This window comes from Streptomyces cinnamoneus, assembly GCF_014650495.1.
Taxonomy (GTDB): domain Bacteria; phylum Actinomycetota; class Actinomycetes; order Streptomycetales; family Streptomycetaceae; genus Streptomyces; species Streptomyces cinnamoneus.
Genome location: NZ_BMVB01000003.1, coordinates 272,434 through 290,161 on the forward strand (window position 1 = coordinate 272,434; position 17,728 = coordinate 290,161).

Genomic DNA, 17,728 nt, shown 5'->3' on the forward strand with positions numbered 1-17,728 from the left:
CCGCGAGGGGGCGGCGCTCAGCCGCGCAGTCGATGGGCCATCGTCTCCCAGAAGCCGTGGAGTTCAGGAGCGCGCATGCCGGCCCAGTCGGGGGTCCTTCTGCGGACCCGGCGGCGGAGCAGGGCCTGTTGCTGACGGCAGAAGGGCTCCCGGATCTCGGAGCGGGGCCGGGTGCCACGCGGTGGGTACGGGCAGAGCTGGAAGACGCAGCTGGGCAGGCAGGTGGTGCCCGGTGCCGGCGGCCCCGAGGAGCCGGCGGTCAGCTCCGGGTGCAGCGGGGTGCGGTCGGTCGTCATGCAGGGAGGCAGCCCCGTGCCCGGCCTGCTGGAGGCGGCCAGGCGGTCCTCGACCTCGTCCGGGTGTCCGTCGCGCTCGATGAGGTTGAGCATGACGAGCACATCGGCGACCAACCGCTGGGCGCGCGCGTCCAGGGCGCTCCAGCCGGTCGAGGGCGGGACCCACAGATTGTGCTTCCGGTAGCGTTGCCGGCCGCTGCTGCGGGAGCCGATGGTGTCGGCGACGCCCTTCTCGTCGATCCACAGGAACCGGTCCGGTCTCCTGGTCTCCAGGGCCAGCGCCGCCAGATCGCCCGCCTCCGCGACGAACGGGTGCAGGGGCTGGCGCGGCGCCCTGCCGTCGACCACCGCGTTGGGGGTGACGGTGTGGTTCGTACCGGCCATGGACAGCCACCGTTCCACGCTCTGCACCGCTGTGGTGGGGCGCGTCTCGCCGGGGGACTCCACCAGGCCGTTCCCCCCGGCACTTCTCTCGGCACGCTGCCGGCCCTGCCCGTCGAGCCCCTTGTGGCGGGCGGCGGTGTCCGGAAGCTCCCACAGGCACAGGGCGTGGAGCAGGCACAGCTGCGCGTACCAGCACCGCGTCTGCCGGAGCATGGTCTCCGCCTGCCGGATGAGGTCCGCCCGGCCACCCGGGTAGGTGAACGGATGCCTCTTGCGGCGGTTGGCCGCGTACTTGAAGCCCTGCGCCAACGCGTTCTCCAGGGACAGCGGCAGGTCGGGGCTTCCCTCGGTGTACTTCGGGTCGAGATGCCGCAGCCACAGCATGAGACGGTTGCGGGCCTCGTCCCGCAGCCCGTCGCTCACGGAGCCCAGGAGCATCGGCAGCACCCAGGCCCGCATGACGAACTCCCGCCACATGTCCACCCGCTGTCGCCGGTACTCCTGGACGATGGCGTGCCGCGCACGGTACAGCCGGGCCACGCGTTCCTCGTGCGCCGCCGGGGACGAGCCATCCGTCCGCGCCGCCTTCTGCATGTCGGCCGCCCACGCGTCGAAGCGCCGCCTCTGCGCCTCGTCGGCGACGTCGATCCGGTGGGCGTACTCCTCCATGGGGTCCCGGTTGATGTCGTGGATCCAGGGGCGGATCACCGCGTACGCCGAGTCCCCGCCGTTCCCGAACTCCTGGGAAACGGCCATGCGGAGGGAGTACGAGGTCTCCGTGACGCCGAGCTTGAAGAGCTTCTGGTACAGCGGCGTGGTGTCGGCCCTGCCCGCTGCCGTGCGCAAGGCCGCGCCCAGCTGCTTCACGCAGCCGAGCTTCGCCTCGTCGAGCGTCCGTGCGTCGCCCTTGATGCCGTGCCAGCGTTCGAGGAGCATGTCCGTGATCTCGTCCAGCTGCTCCGGCTCCGCCACGCTCCCGATCTCCAGGGCGGCCGCGTAGATGTCCAGGGCCTTGGGGTCCGTGCGTCGGCCGGCTGCGCGGCACAGCCGCAGGGCGAGGGGCCGGCCGTTCAGCGTCAGGCGCCGGTACCGCTGCTGGAGGTCCTTCTTCACCGCCGCCGTGACACCGGCCTCGGGGGCCTCCGCCTCGGCCGCGCACCGCCGGGAGAGCAGCACCAGGGCGATGAGCAGCTCGCGGCCCGGGCCGGGTGGTTGCAGGGCCTGGTCGACCAGTTCGTTCGCGCGGCTCTCCCCGAGGTCGTGGAGCGCGCGGAAGCCGAAGTACACCTGGAGGATGCTGTGCGGGAAGCGCACCTTCTTCTCGAAGCCCTCGACCAGGCGCAGCGCGTCCGCGTTGGCCACGCACCGGGCGAGCGCGGCCTGGCGCTGACCGACGGTCCCGCCGAGCAGTGACCGCCTCTCCTCGCTGCTGACCCGCCCGCACAGCGAGCTCCAGATCTGCTCGCGCTGCCACTCGGACAGGGCGTTCCCGCGTCTGCCGGTCGGATCGAAGTCGCGGACCCGCTTCCACAGGCGTTCGGCCTCGGCCCCGGCCCGGTGCACCGGGGCGGGACGGGCATGCTCGCCCAGCAGGTCCGTGAAGCCGACCTCCAGCTTGTCCTGGAGCAGCCCCACGCAGGCCAGCGCGGAGACGACCTCGATGGTGTCGCGGCGGTCCTGCGGCGACAGGACCACCTCGTGGCGCAGCCGCCCTTCCGCCAACGCCCGTTCCCAGGTCTCCAGCAGCCACAGCCGCAGCGTGGAGCGGTCCCAGCTGCGGGTGTCGAGCCGCCGCGGGTCGGTCTGCGGACGGTCGCGTTCGAGCACGCCGTGGTCGTGGAGTTCCCGCGCGATCTGCAGGTAGAGCGGCGACTCGGTCACCTCTGCCGTCTCGACGATCCAGTCGAGACGGCGCTCGTCGGCCTCGGGGGCCTGCGCCTCCACGAAGTGCAGCGCCGCCTCCTCGCTCAACGGCTCCAGTTCGATGATCGCAGCACGGGTCCCCTCCAGGGGGCTGTGCGGGCGCGAGGCGATGACCAGGGGCAGCTTCTCCTCGTACGCCCGGTCGATCGCCCGTCGGATGATGTTGTCCCGGTCGTCCTGGAGCTGCTCGTCCAGCAGGGCCTCCTCCAGCCCGTCGGCGATGACGACCGGTTTGTCGTCCGCGAGCAGCTGCTGCCAGACCTTGTCGTTCTTGCTGCGGGCCAGGATGCCCTGCGGGGCCTCCTCGGCGAAGCGCCGCTTGGCCATCTCCTCGAAGTTGAGGTCGGTCTGTCCGGCGGCGTCCCGCAGCCGGACGGGCACGGGCACGGCGCCCTGCCGGGCCAGCAGCTGGGTGAGCTGCACCATCACCGCGGTCTTCCCGGTGCCCACCCCGCCGACCAGCAGATACGGCCGTCGCGTGGCGCGGTCCCGCAGCCGTTCGGCGATGACCTGGGCGATCTCCTGGCGCCCGACGACCTGGCCGGTGTTCGGCCCGGCCGTGGGGACCAGGGTGTGGGGACTTCTGCGGGCTCTGGTGAGGTACCGGTGTTTCGTGTATCCGTACCAGACGAACAGGAAGACGGTGGCGGCGGCTCCGGCGGTGAGGACGGGCCCCACGAAGCGCAGGATGGCGTCCAGCCCCGTAGTCTGGGTGATCCACTTCTCGAACGCGGTCGTGCCGTGGAAGACGCCGTAGAGCCCCTCGACGCACCAGGCGAGCACGAGCAGGCCGGCCGCTATGGACAGCGCCCGCGCGAAGCTGGTGTAGGAACCCCAGCGACGCCACTTCGCGGGCCGGGTGCGCTCCCGGCGCACCTCCCGGCGAAGCGTCAGGCCGTGCCGGAACGACTGCACCGCACACCGGACGCGGGCCGCCGACCGGCGCAGCCGCAGTCCTGCCACGGGAACCCTGCCCGGCCGCTCCTTGCCGGGCGGACGCCGGACCACCTTCGTCATCGCCCCTCCTCCCTCCGGGTGTCTCGGCAAAGGGAAGGGAAGGGGAGCGCGGACGTCATACGGCCCGGTTTCCATCGAACCACGGGACCGGGGAGGCGCAACCTGGTGGGGAGCGGGGCCGCCGGCAGGCTGAGCGACTGAACAAAGACCAAACAATCGATTTCCTGCCCGATTGCGGGCAGGAACGTGGAAGTTCCATGACTCCCGCCCTAGGGTGATCGTTCATGATCACCTGCTCCGGCAGCCGCCGAGCGGGCAACCTTGCACCACCCGAGCGGAAGGGAACGCTCATGCGCTCGCTCCCCACCGGCACGGAGGCCGTGGTCTTCGACTGCGACGGCCTGCTGGTCAACACCGAAGACTGCTGGACCGTGGCGGAAGCAGCGATCTTCGCAGCACACGGTCACCCCTTCGGCCCCGCGCAGAAGGCCCTGGTCATCGGCCGTACCGTGGAAGCCGCCGGGGAGGCGATGGCCCACTACTTCGGGCGGCCCGGAGCCGGTACGGAGATCGCCGCCGAGCTCCTCAGAAGGGTCCGCGACGAACTGGCCGGGGGCGCCAAGGCGCTCCCCGGGGCGATCGAGCTGGTGCGCGCGTGCCGGGCGGCCGTCCCCGTAGCCGTCGCCAGCAACAGCCCGCGGGAACTCCTGGACACGGCACTGGGATCGGCCGGCCTCGCCGACTGCTTCCCCCACTCGTTCGCAGCCGACGAGGTGCACTCCCCCAAGCCCGCGCCGGACCTCTACCTCACGGCGTGCGCAGCGCTCGGCGTGGCTCCGCAACGGTCCGTCGCCTTTGAGGACTCGGCCACGGGCATCGCCTCCGCACGCGCTGCCGGGCTCTACGTGGCCGTCGTCCCGTCCCTTCCCGGAACCGGCCTCGACCACGATTGGCTGGGCACCAGCCTGGCCGCACCCGAACTGCTGGCCTGGGCCGGAGAACTCGGACGGGAAACCGTCCGCTGAGCCGCCCTGGCGGACCGCCTCACCCGTGTCCTCCGTCTCCGGCCACCACCTGGAGCGGTCAGGAAGCGGGCTCCAGGCCCCAGGCGACGGCACGCCCCGCCGCGGCCGCGCGGTTGGGGACGTCGAGCTTGGCGAGGATGTGCTCGATGTGGGTGGCGACCGTGCGGGGGCTGAGGAAGAGGCGGTCGGCGATCTGCCGGTTGGTCCGGCCCTGGGTGAGTTCCGCCAGGACTTCCAGTTCACGCGGGGAGAGGGCGGAGGCGTCGCCGTTCCGGGCGGGGCCGCCGGAGGAGCGGGGTCCGAGCAGCGGGTCGGTGACGGCTGCCAGGCACTCCCCCAGCAGGGTCATCACGGCCCGGACGGCCGGCTGGTCGCACCGGGTGCGGGTGGTGCTGACGTTGAGGATCCCCACGTACCTGCCGTCGGCGGCGAACAGGCACTGGGCCACGCCGTCCTCGACGCCCAGGGGTTCGAGGACCTCGTGGAACCCGGTGGAGGTCCGCCGCACCGGCCCGGGCACGTCGTGCCACCAGCGCGTGGTGTCCACCGAGTGGCGGATGAGCGAGAAGCCGGGGTCGTCGTGGAGCCGGTTCTCGATGTACCGGGTGGCGCCGGCCGGGTAGCTGCCGGCCAGCGTCAGGTGGCGGCCGCGCAGCGGATCCCACCGGGACAGCGACGCGTGGTCGTAGTCGATCACCGCGGACAGTGCGGTGAGGACGGAGTCCGCACCGCCGGTGCCGTCGACGGCGTGGCGCGCGGCCTCCCGGACGTGCAGGGCGGCGCTCAGCACGTCCGCCGTGCTCTGGTTCGCTGTCATCCGTTCAGCATGATCATCCGGTGGAGAAGGGTCAAACGGCGAGTTCGTCGTGCACGACCTCGCCGCCGACGGCGGTGAACACCACGGGCATGCCCGGGATGTCGTGCGGGTCGGCCGTCAGCAGGTCGCCCGCGACGACGCACAGGTCGGCGACCTTGCCCACCTCCAGCGAGCCCTTCCATTCCTCGGCGAAGTCCTGCCAGGCCGCGTCGACGGTGTAGGTGCGGATGGCCTCGGCGAGCCGGATGCGCTGGTCGGGGCCGCTGACGCGGCCGCTGGCCTTGGACTCGCGCAGCATCATCGTGGAGACGCCCTGCCGCCAGTCGGGGAGGGTGACGGGCGCGTCGGAGCCACTGGTGACGGTGACGCCGGCGTCGATCGCGTCCCGGTAGGGCCATTCGTACGCGGCCCTTTCCGGGCCGACGAACTCCTCCTCGATGTCGGCGATGGTCCACTTGATGGTCGGGTTCATGTTGACGCCGAAGCCGTGCGCGGCCAGCTTGCGCATGCTGCGGGCGCTGAGGAAGTCGCCGTGGATGACGTAGTGCCGGGCGTCGGGCCGGGGGTGGGCGGCGGTCGCGGCGGCGAAGGCGTCGACGACCGTGTCGATGGCCCGGTCCCCCGTGACGTGGACGCCGGCCTGGTATCCGGCGGCGTGGGTGTACCGGATCATCTCCGCGATCTGTTCGACGCGTGCCTCGTCGGTGTCCCCGCCGACGCACAGGGAGCCGCAGCCTCCGCCGACGTACGGCTCGTGCATCCAGGACGTCCTGTTGACCGGGATACCGTCGGCGAACAGCTTGACGCCGACGACGTTCAGACGGCGGGGGTCGGTGGACGGGGCCTCGTCCATGGCGGCCAGCGCCCGGACGAAGTCCTCGGCTGTGCTCGTCATGCCGGTGGGCAGGAGCAGCACGCTGACGCGCGCGGTCAGTTCGCCGTCGGCCACCAGGCGCCGGTAGACGTCGAGCGTGCTGTGGGCCAGGGCGCCGCGCATCAGGGCGTCTCCGCCGGGGCCGAGGCCGGGCTCGGTGTAGCTCGTGATGCCGAGCCGGGCCAGGTCGCGCAGGGTGGCCCTGATGGCGTCGGCCCGCACCTCCGGGGAGAGGGCGGGCAGCGCCCGGTGGACGAGGTCCTGGGCACCCTCCAGGAGGAGGCCGGTGGGCTCTCCCGCCGCGTCGGTGACGATGACCGAACCAGGCGGGGCCGGGGTGTTGTCGTCCACTCCGGCCCGCGCGAGCGCCGCGGAGTTGACCCAAGTGGCGTGGCCGGTGGCGGAGTACAGCAGGACGGGGTGGTCCGGGCTGACGGCGTCGAGGTCCTGGCGGGTGGGCTGCCGGGAGGGGGCGGCAACGCATTCGGCGAGGTACCCGGCGTCCCACCCGTGGCCGGTGATCCACTCCCCTGCCGGGGTCTGTTCGGCTGCCTTCCGTACCGCCTCGGCCACGTCGGCCACCGACCGTACGGCAGGGTGGGCAACGTCGACGGACAGCGGCGGCTTGGTCATCCCGAAGGCACAGCCGTGCAGGTGGGAGTCGTTGATGCCGGGCAGGAGGGTGCCGCCCTTGAGGTCGACCACGCGGGTTGCGGGGCCGGCGTGCGCCATGACCGCTGCCCGGTCACCGACGGCGCTGACGAGACCGTCGGTGACGGCCAGGGCGGAGGCGACGGTGAAGTGGGAGTCGACGGTCAGGACCGAGCCGTCGACGAAGACGAGATCTGCCGGGGTGCCGGGCAAGGCGGTGTCCTCCTCTTGAGCTGTCAGGGCGGCCGCCGTGGTGGGGGCCCGCGGCGGCCGACAACACTGTGCGCTCTGCAGGGGGCCGCGCACATCGGTCATCCGACCGATGAGGGCTCCGGCCGATGAGGGCTCCGACCGATGAGGGCAAGGGCGCGGGCGTACCGGTCGGGGGCGGAGGCCGGGATCCGAGCAGGTCCGGGGCCTGCGGGAGGTGGCCGCGGCACAGCAGACGTCGGCCGCGGCGGCGGCCGTGCCACGCCGTGGAAGGTGCGGTGTGTGACCCGGCCGGGATGGGGAGAGACGGGGAGGCCGGGAAATCGCCGGCAGCGGTCCGTTCCGGACGGCGCCGACCTTCAGCGGGGGTGGAATGGGTGTCAACAGCTTCGACGAGTGGTCTCCCCTACGGGAGGTGGTCGTCGGATCGGCAGCCGGATACGACGCGCACGAACTCGACCTGTCGTTCCGGCTGTTCTTCACAGCGTTCGACGACTTCGCCGGGCAGCGCACCATGCCGATCGCAGCCCGCTACACCGAGGAGCTGTGCGAGGACGTCGAGGAACTGGTCACCGCACTGCAGCAGGCCGGTGTCACCGTCCACCGGCCCCGCGCCCGCCGGGGCACGTCCGAGATCCGCACCCCCGCATGGCGCAGCACCACCACTCCCGCGCTCAACATCCGCGACCAGGCCATCATCCTGGGCGACGAGATCGTGGAAACGGCTCCCCAGGTACGGGCCCGCTACTTCGAGAACGACCTGCTGAAGCCGGTCTTCGCCCACTACTTCGAGCGCGGGGCGCGCTGGACGTCGATGCCCCGTCCCGTCATGGCCGACACGTCCTTCGACCTCACCCGGGCCCACGACCGGGCGATGGACCCTGGTCACGCGTTGCCCGTCGACGGCGGCATGGCGGGAGCCGACACGGGCGCGGGGGGAGGGGTGGAGATGATGTTCGACGCGGCGCAATGCCTGCGCCTGGGTCGTGACCTGCTGGTGAACGTCTCCGCCGCGCACCATGCGCTGGGCGCCCGCTGGCTCGGCCGTCACCTCGGCGAGCGGTTCCGCGTCCACCTCATGCGGGGGCTGGACAACAACCACATCGACACCCAGGTCCTGCCCTTGCGTCCCGGCACGCTCCTGCTGCGCGGCCCCCACGTCCTCGATCACCTTCCCGAGCCGCTCAGGCGCTGGGACACGATCTACGTGCCCGAACCCGACCTCAGGGAGTTCCCCTCCTACGGAGCCCAGGACCTGCCCCTCACCGGCCTCTACATCGACATGAACGTGCTCTCCCTCGACGAGTCCACCGTGATCGTCAACTCCCAGGCACCCCGCCTGGTGAAGGCCCTGGAGACGCGCGGGTTCACCGTCGTCCCGGTCCGCCACCGTCACCGGCGCCTGTTCGCGGGCGGATTCCACTGCTTCACCCTCGACACCGTCAGGGCAGGGTCGGGCCCGGAGGACTACTTCTGAACGACGGACGGGGCGCTGCGGGCGGTGACGTCGCACGGGGCCGCGGCCCTTGTCCTTCTTCTTCCTTCTTCTTCCTTGAGAACCACCACATGGGGAGGGCGTTCCAACGGCGGTTACGCTGATCACGCAGCTGGTTCGCACCCGCCCGCCAGGCGGGGCGCGTCGCAAGAGGGAACCCGGTGGGAATCCGGGACTGCCCCGCAGCGGTGAGCGGGAACGACCGCCGTCATCAGCACTGGGTCCCGAAGGGCCTGGGAAGCGACGGCCAGTAGACAGCTCGTGTCCCACGAGAGACGCCCGCGAGTCCGAAGACCTGCCGCTGCCCGCGTGCGGCGGTCGCACGCGGAGCACTCGGTGACCTCCTGGGCGGGTCGGCGACGGCACGGGCGGACCGGGCCGTTCCCTCGCGTCCTCGCGTGCACCGAGGCCGATCCTCGACTCGCGAAGGAGAGTTGACGTGACGATCGACACCCCGGACACCGGTACCCCTGTCCTCCGGGTCCGTGCCGCCAAGGGCACGGCGGAGTCCCGCGTGACCCTCGCCCACATCATGAGCGAGCACGACACCAACCTCTACGGCACCATCCACAGCGGTGTCGTCATGAAGCTGATCGACGACGCGGTGGCGGCCGCGGCCGGTCGGCATGCCGACGGGCCGGCCGTGACCGTGTCCGTCGACCGGATGACGTTCCTCGCCCCGGTCCGTGCCGGCGACCTCCTCAGCGCACACGCCGAGCTGGAGCGTGCCGGCCGCACGTCGATGACGGTGGCGGTCCGCGTGACCGCAGAGCGTTGGAACGCCTCGGGTCCGACGGCCGAAGTGGCCACCGGCCGCCTGACGTTCGTCGCCGTCGACGCCGAGGGGAGCCCCCGCCCGGTACCGCCCCTGGCGGTGGAGGAAGGGCCCGGACACGCCGACGGCTGACCGGCAGCCGTACGAACCCCGCCGGTGAGCGGTACGGGCCACCGGCGGGGCTCGGCGAAGGTTCCCGGGCGGGGGCTCCGCGGGGTGGTGAAGGGCACCGGGCGGGAAGCCTGCCTCTCGGTCGTTAGAGTCGGTCCATGACCGATCGCCCCACTCTCCCGTTCGGTGCCTTCGTAGCCGTCGACCGGGCCCTGGACATCCCCGACGTTCTCGCCGAGCCGGTGGCCGCCGCGCTCAAGAGCTGGGACGCGCCGGAGGCCGCCCGTTCCGTGCTCTACGTGGACGGCGACCCCGAGCAGGCCGACACCGCGGCGTTCAGCGCGGCCTACGACGTGCCGTTGGAGGTCTCCGCCAACTGCGTGGTGGTCGCCGCGAAGCGGGGTGGTCGAACGACCCTGGCCGCCTGCCTCGCCCTGGCCAGCACCCGCGTGGACGTCAACAGCACCGTCCGCAAGCACCTCGGGGCCCGGAAGGCGTCCTTCGCCCCCATGGACACGGCAGTCGGGGCGACGGGCATGGAGTACGGCGGCATCACCCCCATCGGTCTGCCGGACGGCTGGCCGCTCCTGATCGACGCGGCGGTCGCCGCCACCCCGTTCGTCCTCGTCGGCAGCGGCCGCCGCCGGGGCAAACTGATCCTTCCCGGCCGGGCCCTCGCCCAGCTGCCGGGCGCCGAGGTCCTTGAGGGCCTCGCCGTGTGACGCAGCCGTCCCGTCCCGGTGTCCGACCGGAGCCCCTCTTCGGCCCTTCCGGCCGCACCCGATCGCATCCGGCGCCGGGCGGCGGGGCCCGGGCGGGGACGCCCCGCGCAGCTCCGGCAAGATCGACCGGAAGGGGCCGGCGAGGGCCGGAAGAGACCCACGCGTACCCACAGGGGGGCACCATGGAACTGCGACAGCTGCGCTACTTCGTGACCGTCGCAGAAGAACTGCACTTCGGGCGGGCGGCGGAGCGGCTGGTGATCGGCCAGCCCGCCGTCAGTCAGCAGATTCGGCGGCTGGAGCGCGAGCTAAGGGTCGAACTCTTCGACCGGACGCCCCGAACGGTCCGGCTCACCGCGGCCGGGGAGGCGTTCCTGCCCGCCGCACGGTCCGTCCTGGCAGCGGAGAGCGCGGCCCGGTCGGTGGCCGCGCAGCTCGCCCATGGCCGGAGCGGCGTCTTCAGGCTCGGCACCGTCACCGGACTCGGGGACAGACTCGACCGGCTCTTCGACGACTTCGCCCGGCACGCCCCGGACGTGCGGGTGGAACTGCTCTCGCTCCCCGTACGGGAACGGTTCGCGCAGCTCGCCGACGGGCGGCTCGACGCCGCCTTCGTCCGGGGTGCCCGGCCGGTGGGGAGCAGCTCTCCCGAGACCGTCCGTCACCCGCTGTGGGAGGAGGAGCTCGTGGCGGCCGTACCCTCCCGGCACCCGCTCGCGGGACGGCCGAGCGTCTCGCTCACCGACCTCGCCGGACTGCCACTGTGCCTCACCGAGCACCGCAACCATCCCTCGCTCGTCGACCTCGTCCTCGACGGCTGCCAGCGGGCCGGTTTCACGCCCGTTGCCGGCCCGGCGACCAGCAGCCTCCAGGACGCCCTCGCCGCGATCGGCTCGGGCTCCCCCATGTGGACGGTGGTCTACGACGGCAACGCCCGGCGCGTGCAGGCGCCCCGGGTCGCCTTCGTGCCCTTCGCCTCCCCCGGGCTGAGGCTGCCCGTCGAACTCGCGGTCCGCTCCGGCGCCTCGTCTCCCCTGCTCGATCTTCTTCTGACGGCTCTGACAGGCCGCTGACCAGGAGCGATCAGTAATCGTGATCGCTGCGAGAGCGATTCGGGTCTGGGTCGGCCCCGCCCCCGCGCGGTGAACTGTTCCCGGCAGCGAAACGCACCGGATCGGCCGGTGCGACGCCCGGGACCGAGGAGCACGTCATGCCCATCGTCACCATCCAGCAGGGCCCCCGCGACATCGAGCTCAAGCGCGAGCTGGTCGCCCGCGTCACCGACGCGTTCGTGGACTCGCTGAACATTCCGGCCGAGGCCGTGCAGGTCTGGATCCACGAGGTACCCACCGACAGCTGGGGCGTGGCGGGCAAGCTCACCGCCGACAAGTAGGGGTCGTCAGCGGGTGTGCCGGGCGGTGGGGGTTGAGCAGGGCGGGGCCGGGCACGGGGCCGGCCCCGCCCCGCCCACGACCGTACGGCGGACACCGGCTCGGCAGACACGCCGCACGCCGACGACTGCCCACTGTCCCGTCACCACGGCGTCGACGTAGGAGTATGTGCTCCTGTGAGGCGTGTGTGGCGTGTTGCGCCCTCGGCGGGTGCCGGGTGGTGCAGCACGCCGGCTGGACGGGAGGTGGAGGACCGTGATCGTCGACTGCGCGCACTACCGCGACGGGCGCCGGCAGCACGAGGGCGCGATGCCCTTGGAGCAAGCGGCCGCGCGCTGCGCGCAGGGCGGGTTCGTCTGGCTGGGCATGTTCGAGCCGGGCCCCGAAGAGCTCGCCACGGTGCGCGAGTGCTTCGGGCTGCACGAACTGGCCGTCGAGGACGCCCGGGCCTTCCATCTGCGGCCGAAGGCCGAGCAGTACGAGGACGGCACCGAGCTGATCATCCTGCGCACCGCGCGCTACGACGACGAGCGCGAGGAGATCGACACCGGCGAGATCAGCATCTTCCTCGCCGAACACTTCGTGATCACGGTCCGTCACGGCATCGCCAGCGAGCTGCACGGTGCCCGCAGCCGGCTCGAACGCCGCCCGGAGCTGTTGCGGACCGGCAGCGGCTCGACGCTGTGGGCGATCCTCGACCAGGTCGTCGACAGCTATGCGCCGGTCGTCACGGAACTCGAACACGACATCGAGCAGATCGAGGCCACGGTGTTCTCCGGGGCGGTTGCTCCGACCGAGCGGATCTACTCCCTCCGCCGCGAGGCCACCGACTTCTACCGCGCCGTGCACCCGCTCCTGGCCGTGCTCTCCCGACGGCTGCAACCCGGCAGGACGGCAGCCGAGCTCCTGCCGTACTTCCGTGACGTGCACGACCACCTGCTGCTGGTCAACGAGGAGGTCGCCGCCCAGCGGGACCTCCTGACCACCGTCCTCGAAGCGAACATCGCGGTGATCTCCGTCGAGCAGAACAAGATCAATCTGCGGCAGAGCGCCACGGTGGAACGGCTCACCGTCCTCGCGACCGTGTTCCTCCCGCTGTCCTTCGTGGTCGGCTTCTTCGGGCAGAACTTCGACTGGCTGACCAGTCACATCAGCAGCTTCACGGCGTTCGTCTCCCTCACCGCCGTCGGACTTCTGCTTCCCTGCCTGCTGCTGTACGTCTGGCTGCACCGACGACGACACCATCCGGCACCACAGCTGCCGGAAGTGGGCAGCGGCCCTGAAGTGCGGCACGAGAGGCGTGAAGAACATCGTCATGGTGGACGAACACGCTGAAGCGGCGAACCACCGCCCCCGTCCGCGGCGGCTCACGGGCGGTGGGGATGTCGGTGTCAGTGGGCTACGGTGACGACGATCTTGCCGAACTGGGCGTTGGACTCCATGTACCGGTGGGCCTGCACGACGTCTTCCAGCGGGAAGAGACGGTCCACGACCGGGCGCAGGGCACCCGTGCGCAGCCCGGAGGTGATGAACGCGGTGGCGCGGTGCATGCGCCGGGGGTCTCTGGTGATCTCCAGCATGGTGTAGGTGCGCATGTTCAGTGCGGGCATGCCCAGGTCGAACCCGGGGTATGGGGTCGGCTGCCCGCTCTGCGCGCCCCACAGCAGCAGGGTTCCGTCAGCGGCCACGGCACGGGCCAGTTCCTTCGCTCCGGGGCCGGCGACGGCGTCGAAGACGTATTCGGCGCCCTTGCCGCCGGTCAGCTCCAGCAGGCGGCCGGCCACGTCCTCCTCGTCCGAGACGATCACTTCGGCCGCGCCCTCGTCGAGCAGTTGCTGCTTCTTGGCGCGGGTACGGGTGATGGCGATCGGGGTGGCACCGATGCGGTTGGCCGTGTGGATCGCGGCAAGGCCGACGCTGCTGGAGGCCGCGGTGATGGCGGCGACGTCGCCCGCCCGCATCCCGCCGACTTCCACCATCGCTCCGTAGGCGGTGAGGTAGGGCATCCACACCGCCGCGCCGGAGACGGCGTCCACTCCCTCGGGGCGAGGCAGGAGCGCGGTCGCCGGGACGACGGCGCGCTCGGCGTAGACGCCGTAGTCGTTGTGGGAGAAGTTGGGTATGACGCTGACGGCCTGCCCCTTCTCGAAGCCGGTGACCTCAGGGCCTACGGCCTCGATCACGCCGGCGGCCTCGTTGCCGAGCCTGGCGGGCAGGTGCTTGACCGGCTCGATGTACTGACCGCTGCGGAACAGCGCCTCGGCCCTGTTGACGCCGATCGCATCCACCCGGATGCGCACCTCGCCCGGCCCCGGCTCACCGGTCTCAAGGTCCTCCAGTCGGAGCACCTCGGGTCCACCGGTCTCGTGGAACTGCACCGTCCTTGCCATGCCGACTCCCCCTGATTGCTCGTACGTTGCTCGTCGTGAGCACGGTCCCACCATGACCCATAAGTACGACCGTCGTCAAACTTTGATGACGGTCGTACTATGAGGGCATGGAACGTACACCGCCGCACCCACAGGTGGCGCAATTCGCCTTGCAGCAGGTACTGGAGGCTCTCGTCGACCCCGTACGCCGCAGCATCGTCACGCAGTTGAGCGCCGCCGACTCGGACGTCGCCTGTGGTGCCTTCGCCATTGCGGTCAGCAAGTCCACCGCCACCCATCACTTCAAAGTGCTGCGCGAAGCGGGTCTGATCCGCCAGTACTACGTCGGAACCGCCAGGATGAACGCGCTGCGCCGTGCCGACATGGACGAGGCGTTCCCCGGCCTGCTCGACGCCCTCACCACACCCCAGGCCCGGCAGCGCTGACTCTGCCCACACGCTCTGCTCACACGAACGGCGTGATCCGCTCGTCCACGCCCAGCAGCAGCTTGCCGTAGATCTCCATGCCGACCGCAGGCGTGGCGACCGCGTGCCGTCCGGCGATGCTCGCGTCCCGCCAGATCCGCTGCAGCGGATTCGCGTCGGCGAAGGCGCCGCCACCGTGCACGTCGAGCAGAGTGTTGAGGGCCTCAAGGACGTTCTTGACGGCGTGCCCGCTGTCCGCCCGGACCCGGGCGCGGGTCAGCACGTCGAGTTCCCCGCCGCGGGCGGCGGCCTCGTCGATGTCCGCGGCGGCCCGGTACAGATGCAGCTGTGCGGTGTCGATCTGCAGGGCGGCCTCGGCGACCTGGAGTTGCACGGCCACCGACTCGGCCTGCGTCTCGTAGTAGGTGTACGAGATCGGCTTCGTCGCGGTCTTCTCGGTGACCAGCTTCAGCGCGGCGCGCGCCATGCCCACTTGGGGGCCGACGAGGCCCAGGGCGAGGAGCGGCGAGAGCGGCGAGCGGAACAGGCCCGTCGGCCCGTGCACCGCGGGCAGCTCGCCGTCAATGGCGCGCGGCACGGAGATGACGCGGTGCCCGGGCACGAAGACGTCCTCGGCCATCAGGCAGTTGCTGCCGGTACCGCGCATTCCGGCGACGTGCCAGACGTCCTGCATCTCCAGGTCCGTACGCGGTACCAGGACCATCGCCTGGTCGACCACCTCGCCGCTCTCGCCGGTCAGCGGTATGCCCAGCACGGCCCACGTGGAGTGCCACGCACCGGAGTTGTAGTACCAGCGGCCGGACATCCGCCAGCCGCCCTCGACCTTGCGGTTGGTGATGGCGGCGGGGGTGAAGACACCGGTGACCCGCGCGTCGGGGTCGGCGCCGAAGACCTCCTCCTGGGCCTCGACGGGGAACAGGCCGGCCAGCCAGTTGCAGGTGTTGACCACGGCCGTCACCCATCCCGTGGAGCCGTCGCCCTCCGCGATCGCGGCCGACACGTCCAGCAGGGTGCGCATGTCGGACTCGTGTCCGCCGAAGCGACGGGCCACGGTCAGCTTGAACAGCCCCGCATCGGTCAGGGCGTCGATCACCTCGTCGGTCACTTTGCGGTCCGCCTCGATCCTGGCGGCGTGTTCACGCAACAGCGGCTGCAGCGCGGTGGCTCGCGCCACCAGCTCGGCGCGGTCGGGGACGGCCGTGGAGGTGGCGGCCGGGACGGAACGGCTGGTGATGGTCATGTCTGTCTCCACAGAGTCGGACAGGTGAAGGGCTGGGGGTGAAGGGCGACGAAGAGCAGGGCAACTCATCGCAACGGGGCGGCGGTCGGCTGTTCGTCGGCGGTGAATGCGGAGTGCGTGCCGAAGGCGCGGTGGCCGTAGACCAGCGGGGCCGCAGTCCTGGTACGGGCGTGAACGACCGCGCCCAGCAGCAGGAGATGGTCGCCGCCCTCGGCCACCGAGGCGAGCTCGCACACGAGCCGGCCCGGCGCGCCGTGCAGCCGCGGCAGGGCGTGCTCGTACTCCCACCGAATGCCGGCGAAGCGGTCGGCCGCGTGGCGGGCGAAACGCAGTGCGAGCGCTTGCTGTCCCGCGCCGAGCACGTTCACGGCGAACCGCCCGGTCCTCTGGATGCGGGCCAGCAGGCGTGACGTGCGGTCCAGGGCCACCGAGACCATCGGCGGACGCAGGGACAGGGACGCGAAGGCGCTGACGGTGGCTCCGTGGGGCGTGCCGTTTTCGGTGGCGGTCACGACGGTCACCGGGGCGCAGACCCCGGCCATCAGATCCCTGAAGTCCTGTTCGCCGACTGCCGCTTGGGCTGTCTCGTTCGTCTTCATCACGCCGCCCCCTCTATTCATCATGATGATTAGGATGATCATGCAGATGGGTTCCCTCAGACGTCAAGAGGTGGGAGGATATTCGTCATAATCAATACGGACGAGGATCGATCGAGGGGGCGGAGTGCAGCACGCCGCACGTGACAGCAGGGGCAGAGGTCTTCCGGCCGGAGCCGCGGAGCCTGCCGGGCCGGTCAAGCCGGCCCAACAGGCCAGGAACAGTGACCTTGGGCCGCACGAGACGCATGAGATGCACAAGACGCATGAGGGCGTGGAGCCGCCCGCGCTGCGGCGCGCCGAATGGGAACGCACCGCGCTCTCCCGCGCCGAGGTCGCGGCCGAGCGGATCGCCGAGATGATCGAGCGGACGGAGCCGGGTCAGCGCCTGGGCACCAAGGATGAGCTGCGCACGGCGTGCGGGGTGTCGGCCGGTACGTTCAACGAGACCCTGCGGCTGTTGCAGTCCCGCGGGCTCGTCACCGTACGCCCGGGCCCGGGCGGCGGACTCTTCGCCGCCGAACAGTCACCCATGCGCCGCCTGGGCAACTCCGTTCTGGCCCTGGACGCACATCCGACGGACGGCGTGCGTGCCGAGGAGGCCCGGCGCATCCGTGACGCCCTGAGCCCGCTCCTCGTCGAGGATGCCCTCTGGCACGCCTCACCGGCCGATATCGCCGACCTGCGACGTGAACTGGCCAAACTGGCCGCAGCGGCCCGCGACTCCGACCCGGTCGCCTTCGCCGCCGCCGACCACCGGCTGCGCAGCCGGCTGGTGGCCGTCAGCCCCAACGCACTGCTGCGTTCCCTGTTCGCAACGCTCCTGCCCCTGGCCGGGCCTGACGCGGATGGCTCGCTCCAGGACCGCTACGCCCACTGCGCGGCGCTCATCGATGCCCTCGAAACGCGCGACCGCGCCAGGGCGATGGACCTGGCACGCCCCGACCGGGCCGGCACTTACGAGCCGCCGCGGCGCTGATCGCGCCGAGCGGCAAGGACGGTGTCGATGTCGAAGGGGGCGAGATGCAGCGCCGGGCCGGGCGGCGGCCTGCGCAGGGCTGCAGCGATCTTGTCGTTGATCTCGCCGACGATCCGTCGCGCTTCCCCCTCCGTCCTGGCCGCCACCGCGGCGGCAAAGGCGTCCTCCGCCTCCTTGCGCAGGACGAGGGCCGGGGGCAGGAAGGAGATGTTCTCGCGGCGCATCTTCGCCTTGATCCACCAGTCCTCGTCGTAGGGCTGATCGATGCCGGGCAGTGGCTTGCCGAACCCGGGGAGGTTCCGGAAGTCGCCGCGCCGCTCGGCTTCCCTGATCTGCCGATCGGCCCACGATTCGAAGTCCGCGACGCCGCGCTCACGCTCGCTCACTGCACGCTCCTCCCGGTCCACGGCTCAGGACGGCCAGACGGTCCGCGTGACCTTCCTCTGCTTCCAGGATCTCAGACGCCC

At 71.4% G+C, this 17,728-nt stretch carries 16 protein-coding genes and 1 riboswitch; of the genes, 9 read left to right on the top strand and 7 right to left on the bottom strand.

Annotated elements, in window-relative coordinates; all coding sequences use genetic code 11:
- Positions 1-17 precede the first annotated feature (17 nt).
- A complete protein-coding gene (locus tag IE182_RS06175) occupies positions 18-3,620 on the bottom strand; it encodes an NACHT domain-containing protein (RefSeq protein WP_190108605.1) in 3,603 nt (1,200 codons plus the stop codon).
- Between the two features lie 290 nt (positions 3,621-3,910).
- On the opposite strand from IE182_RS06175, the gene IE182_RS06180 reads away from it, so the two are divergent.
- Positions 3,911-4,585: an HAD family hydrolase gene (locus tag IE182_RS06180; RefSeq protein ID WP_190108606.1), complete on the top strand. Its 675-nt coding sequence runs from the start codon at positions 3,911-3,913 to the stop codon at positions 4,583-4,585.
- Between the two features lie 58 nt (positions 4,586-4,643).
- Here IE182_RS06180 and IE182_RS06185 read toward each other — a convergent pair whose 3' ends face one another.
- Positions 4,644-5,402, bottom strand: coding sequence for a helix-turn-helix transcriptional regulator (locus IE182_RS06185; RefSeq protein WP_190108607.1), 759 nt, complete (start codon positions 5,400-5,402; stop codon positions 4,644-4,646).
- Positions 5,403-5,433: 31 nt separating this feature from the next.
- Entirely contained in the window at positions 5,434-7,242 is a 1,809-nt protein-coding gene (locus tag IE182_RS06190; RefSeq protein WP_190108608.1) for an amidohydrolase, read from the bottom strand.
- A gap of 268 nt (positions 7,243-7,510) precedes the next feature.
- Between IE182_RS06190 and IE182_RS06195 the strand changes: the two genes are divergently transcribed.
- From IE182_RS06195 to IE182_RS06220, 6 genes are all read left to right on the top strand, one after another.
- On the top strand, positions 7,511-8,614 hold the full coding sequence (locus IE182_RS06195; RefSeq protein ID WP_190108609.1) for a glycine amidinotransferase: 1,104 nt from the start codon (positions 7,511-7,513) through the stop codon (positions 8,612-8,614).
- A gap of 113 nt (positions 8,615-8,727) precedes the next feature.
- Positions 8,728-8,949, top strand: a riboswitch (cobalamin riboswitch).
- 122 nt (positions 8,950-9,071) lie between these two features.
- Positions 9,072-9,539, top strand: a complete 468-nt coding sequence (locus IE182_RS06200; RefSeq protein WP_229844611.1) for an acyl-CoA thioesterase — start codon at positions 9,072-9,074, stop codon at positions 9,537-9,539.
- Positions 9,540-9,676: 137 nt separating this feature from the next.
- A complete protein-coding gene (locus IE182_RS06205) occupies positions 9,677-10,240 on the top strand; it encodes a YbaK/EbsC family protein (RefSeq protein ID WP_190108610.1) in 564 nt (187 codons plus the stop codon).
- Positions 10,241-10,422: 182 nt separating this feature from the next.
- Positions 10,423-11,313 (top strand): LysR family transcriptional regulator, encoded by an 891-nt coding sequence (locus tag IE182_RS06210; protein ID WP_190108611.1) that lies wholly within the window; start codon positions 10,423-10,425, stop codon positions 11,311-11,313.
- A 137-nt stretch (positions 11,314-11,450) separates the two neighbouring features.
- On the top strand, positions 11,451-11,633 hold the full coding sequence (gene dmpI / locus IE182_RS06215; RefSeq protein WP_190108612.1) for a 4-oxalocrotonate tautomerase DmpI: 183 nt from the start codon (positions 11,451-11,453) through the stop codon (positions 11,631-11,633).
- Between the two features lie 253 nt (positions 11,634-11,886).
- Entirely contained in the window at positions 11,887-12,966 is a 1,080-nt protein-coding gene (locus IE182_RS06220) for a magnesium and cobalt transport protein CorA (RefSeq protein WP_190108613.1), read from the top strand.
- A 56-nt stretch (positions 12,967-13,022) separates the two neighbouring features.
- On the opposite strand, the gene IE182_RS06225 is transcribed toward IE182_RS06220, so the two are convergent.
- Positions 13,023-14,021, bottom strand: coding sequence for a zinc-dependent alcohol dehydrogenase family protein (locus IE182_RS06225; RefSeq protein WP_190108614.1), 999 nt, complete (start codon positions 14,019-14,021; stop codon positions 13,023-13,025).
- Positions 14,022-14,128: 107 nt separating this feature from the next.
- Between IE182_RS06225 and IE182_RS06230 the strand changes: the two genes are divergently transcribed.
- Entirely contained in the window at positions 14,129-14,446 is a 318-nt protein-coding gene (locus IE182_RS06230; protein WP_190108615.1) for an ArsR/SmtB family transcription factor, read from the top strand.
- Between the two features lie 19 nt (positions 14,447-14,465).
- On the opposite strand, the gene IE182_RS06235 is transcribed toward IE182_RS06230, so the two are convergent.
- Together IE182_RS06235 and IE182_RS06240 are read right to left on the bottom strand one after the other, a co-directional pair.
- The gene (locus IE182_RS06235) at positions 14,466-15,686 is read right to left on the bottom strand and encodes an acyl-CoA dehydrogenase family protein (RefSeq protein ID WP_190108616.1); all 1,221 of its coding nucleotides are present in this window, start codon (positions 15,684-15,686) and stop codon (positions 14,466-14,468) included.
- A gap of 65 nt (positions 15,687-15,751) precedes the next feature.
- Positions 15,752-16,327, bottom strand: a complete 576-nt coding sequence (locus IE182_RS06240) for a flavin reductase family protein (protein ID WP_229844612.1) — start codon at positions 16,325-16,327, stop codon at positions 15,752-15,754.
- Positions 16,328-16,535: 208 nt separating this feature from the next.
- On the opposite strand from IE182_RS06240, the gene IE182_RS06245 reads away from it, so the two are divergent.
- On the top strand, positions 16,536-17,261 hold the full coding sequence (locus IE182_RS06245) for a FadR/GntR family transcriptional regulator (protein ID WP_190108617.1): 726 nt from the start codon (positions 16,536-16,538) through the stop codon (positions 17,259-17,261).
- Here IE182_RS06245 and IE182_RS06250 read toward each other — a convergent pair.
- Entirely contained in the window at positions 17,240-17,647 is a 408-nt protein-coding gene (locus IE182_RS06250; RefSeq protein WP_190108618.1) for a DnaJ family domain-containing protein, read from the bottom strand. The two genes, IE182_RS06245 and IE182_RS06250, sit on opposite strands and share 22 nt — an antisense overlap.
- Between the last annotated feature and the right edge of the window lie 81 nt (positions 17,648-17,728).

Coding starts and splice junctions, on each gene's coding strand:
- IE182_RS06175 (WP_190108605.1), bottom strand. CDS start 3,620: ATGACGAAGGTGGTCCGGCGTCCGCCCGGCAAGGAGCGGCCGGGCAGG.
- IE182_RS06180 (WP_190108606.1), top strand. CDS start 3,911: ATGCGCTCGCTCCCCACCGGCACGGAGGCCGTGGTCTTCGACTGCGAC.
- IE182_RS06185 (WP_190108607.1), bottom strand. CDS start 5,402: ATGACAGCGAACCAGAGCACGGCGGACGTGCTGAGCGCCGCCCTGCAC.
- IE182_RS06190 (WP_190108608.1), bottom strand. CDS start 7,242: ATGACCGATGTGCGCGGCCCCCTGCAGAGCGCACAGTGTTGTCGGCCG.
- IE182_RS06195 (WP_190108609.1), top strand. CDS start 7,511: ATGGGTGTCAACAGCTTCGACGAGTGGTCTCCCCTACGGGAGGTGGTC.
- IE182_RS06205 (WP_190108610.1), top strand. CDS start 9,677: ATGACCGATCGCCCCACTCTCCCGTTCGGTGCCTTCGTAGCCGTCGAC.
- IE182_RS06210 (WP_190108611.1), top strand. CDS start 10,423: ATGGAACTGCGACAGCTGCGCTACTTCGTGACCGTCGCAGAAGAACTG.
- dmpI (WP_190108612.1), top strand. CDS start 11,451: ATGCCCATCGTCACCATCCAGCAGGGCCCCCGCGACATCGAGCTCAAG.
- IE182_RS06225 (WP_190108614.1), bottom strand. CDS start 14,021: ATGGCAAGGACGGTGCAGTTCCACGAGACCGGTGGACCCGAGGTGCTC.
- IE182_RS06230 (WP_190108615.1), top strand. CDS start 14,129: ATGGAACGTACACCGCCGCACCCACAGGTGGCGCAATTCGCCTTGCAG.
- IE182_RS06235 (WP_190108616.1), bottom strand. CDS start 15,686: ATGACCATCACCAGCCGTTCCGTCCCGGCCGCCACCTCCACGGCCGTC.
- IE182_RS06240 (WP_229844612.1), bottom strand. CDS start 16,327: ATGATCATCCTAATCATCATGATGAATAGAGGGGGCGGCGTGATGAAG.
- IE182_RS06245 (WP_190108617.1), top strand. CDS start 16,536: ATGCACAAGACGCATGAGGGCGTGGAGCCGCCCGCGCTGCGGCGCGCC.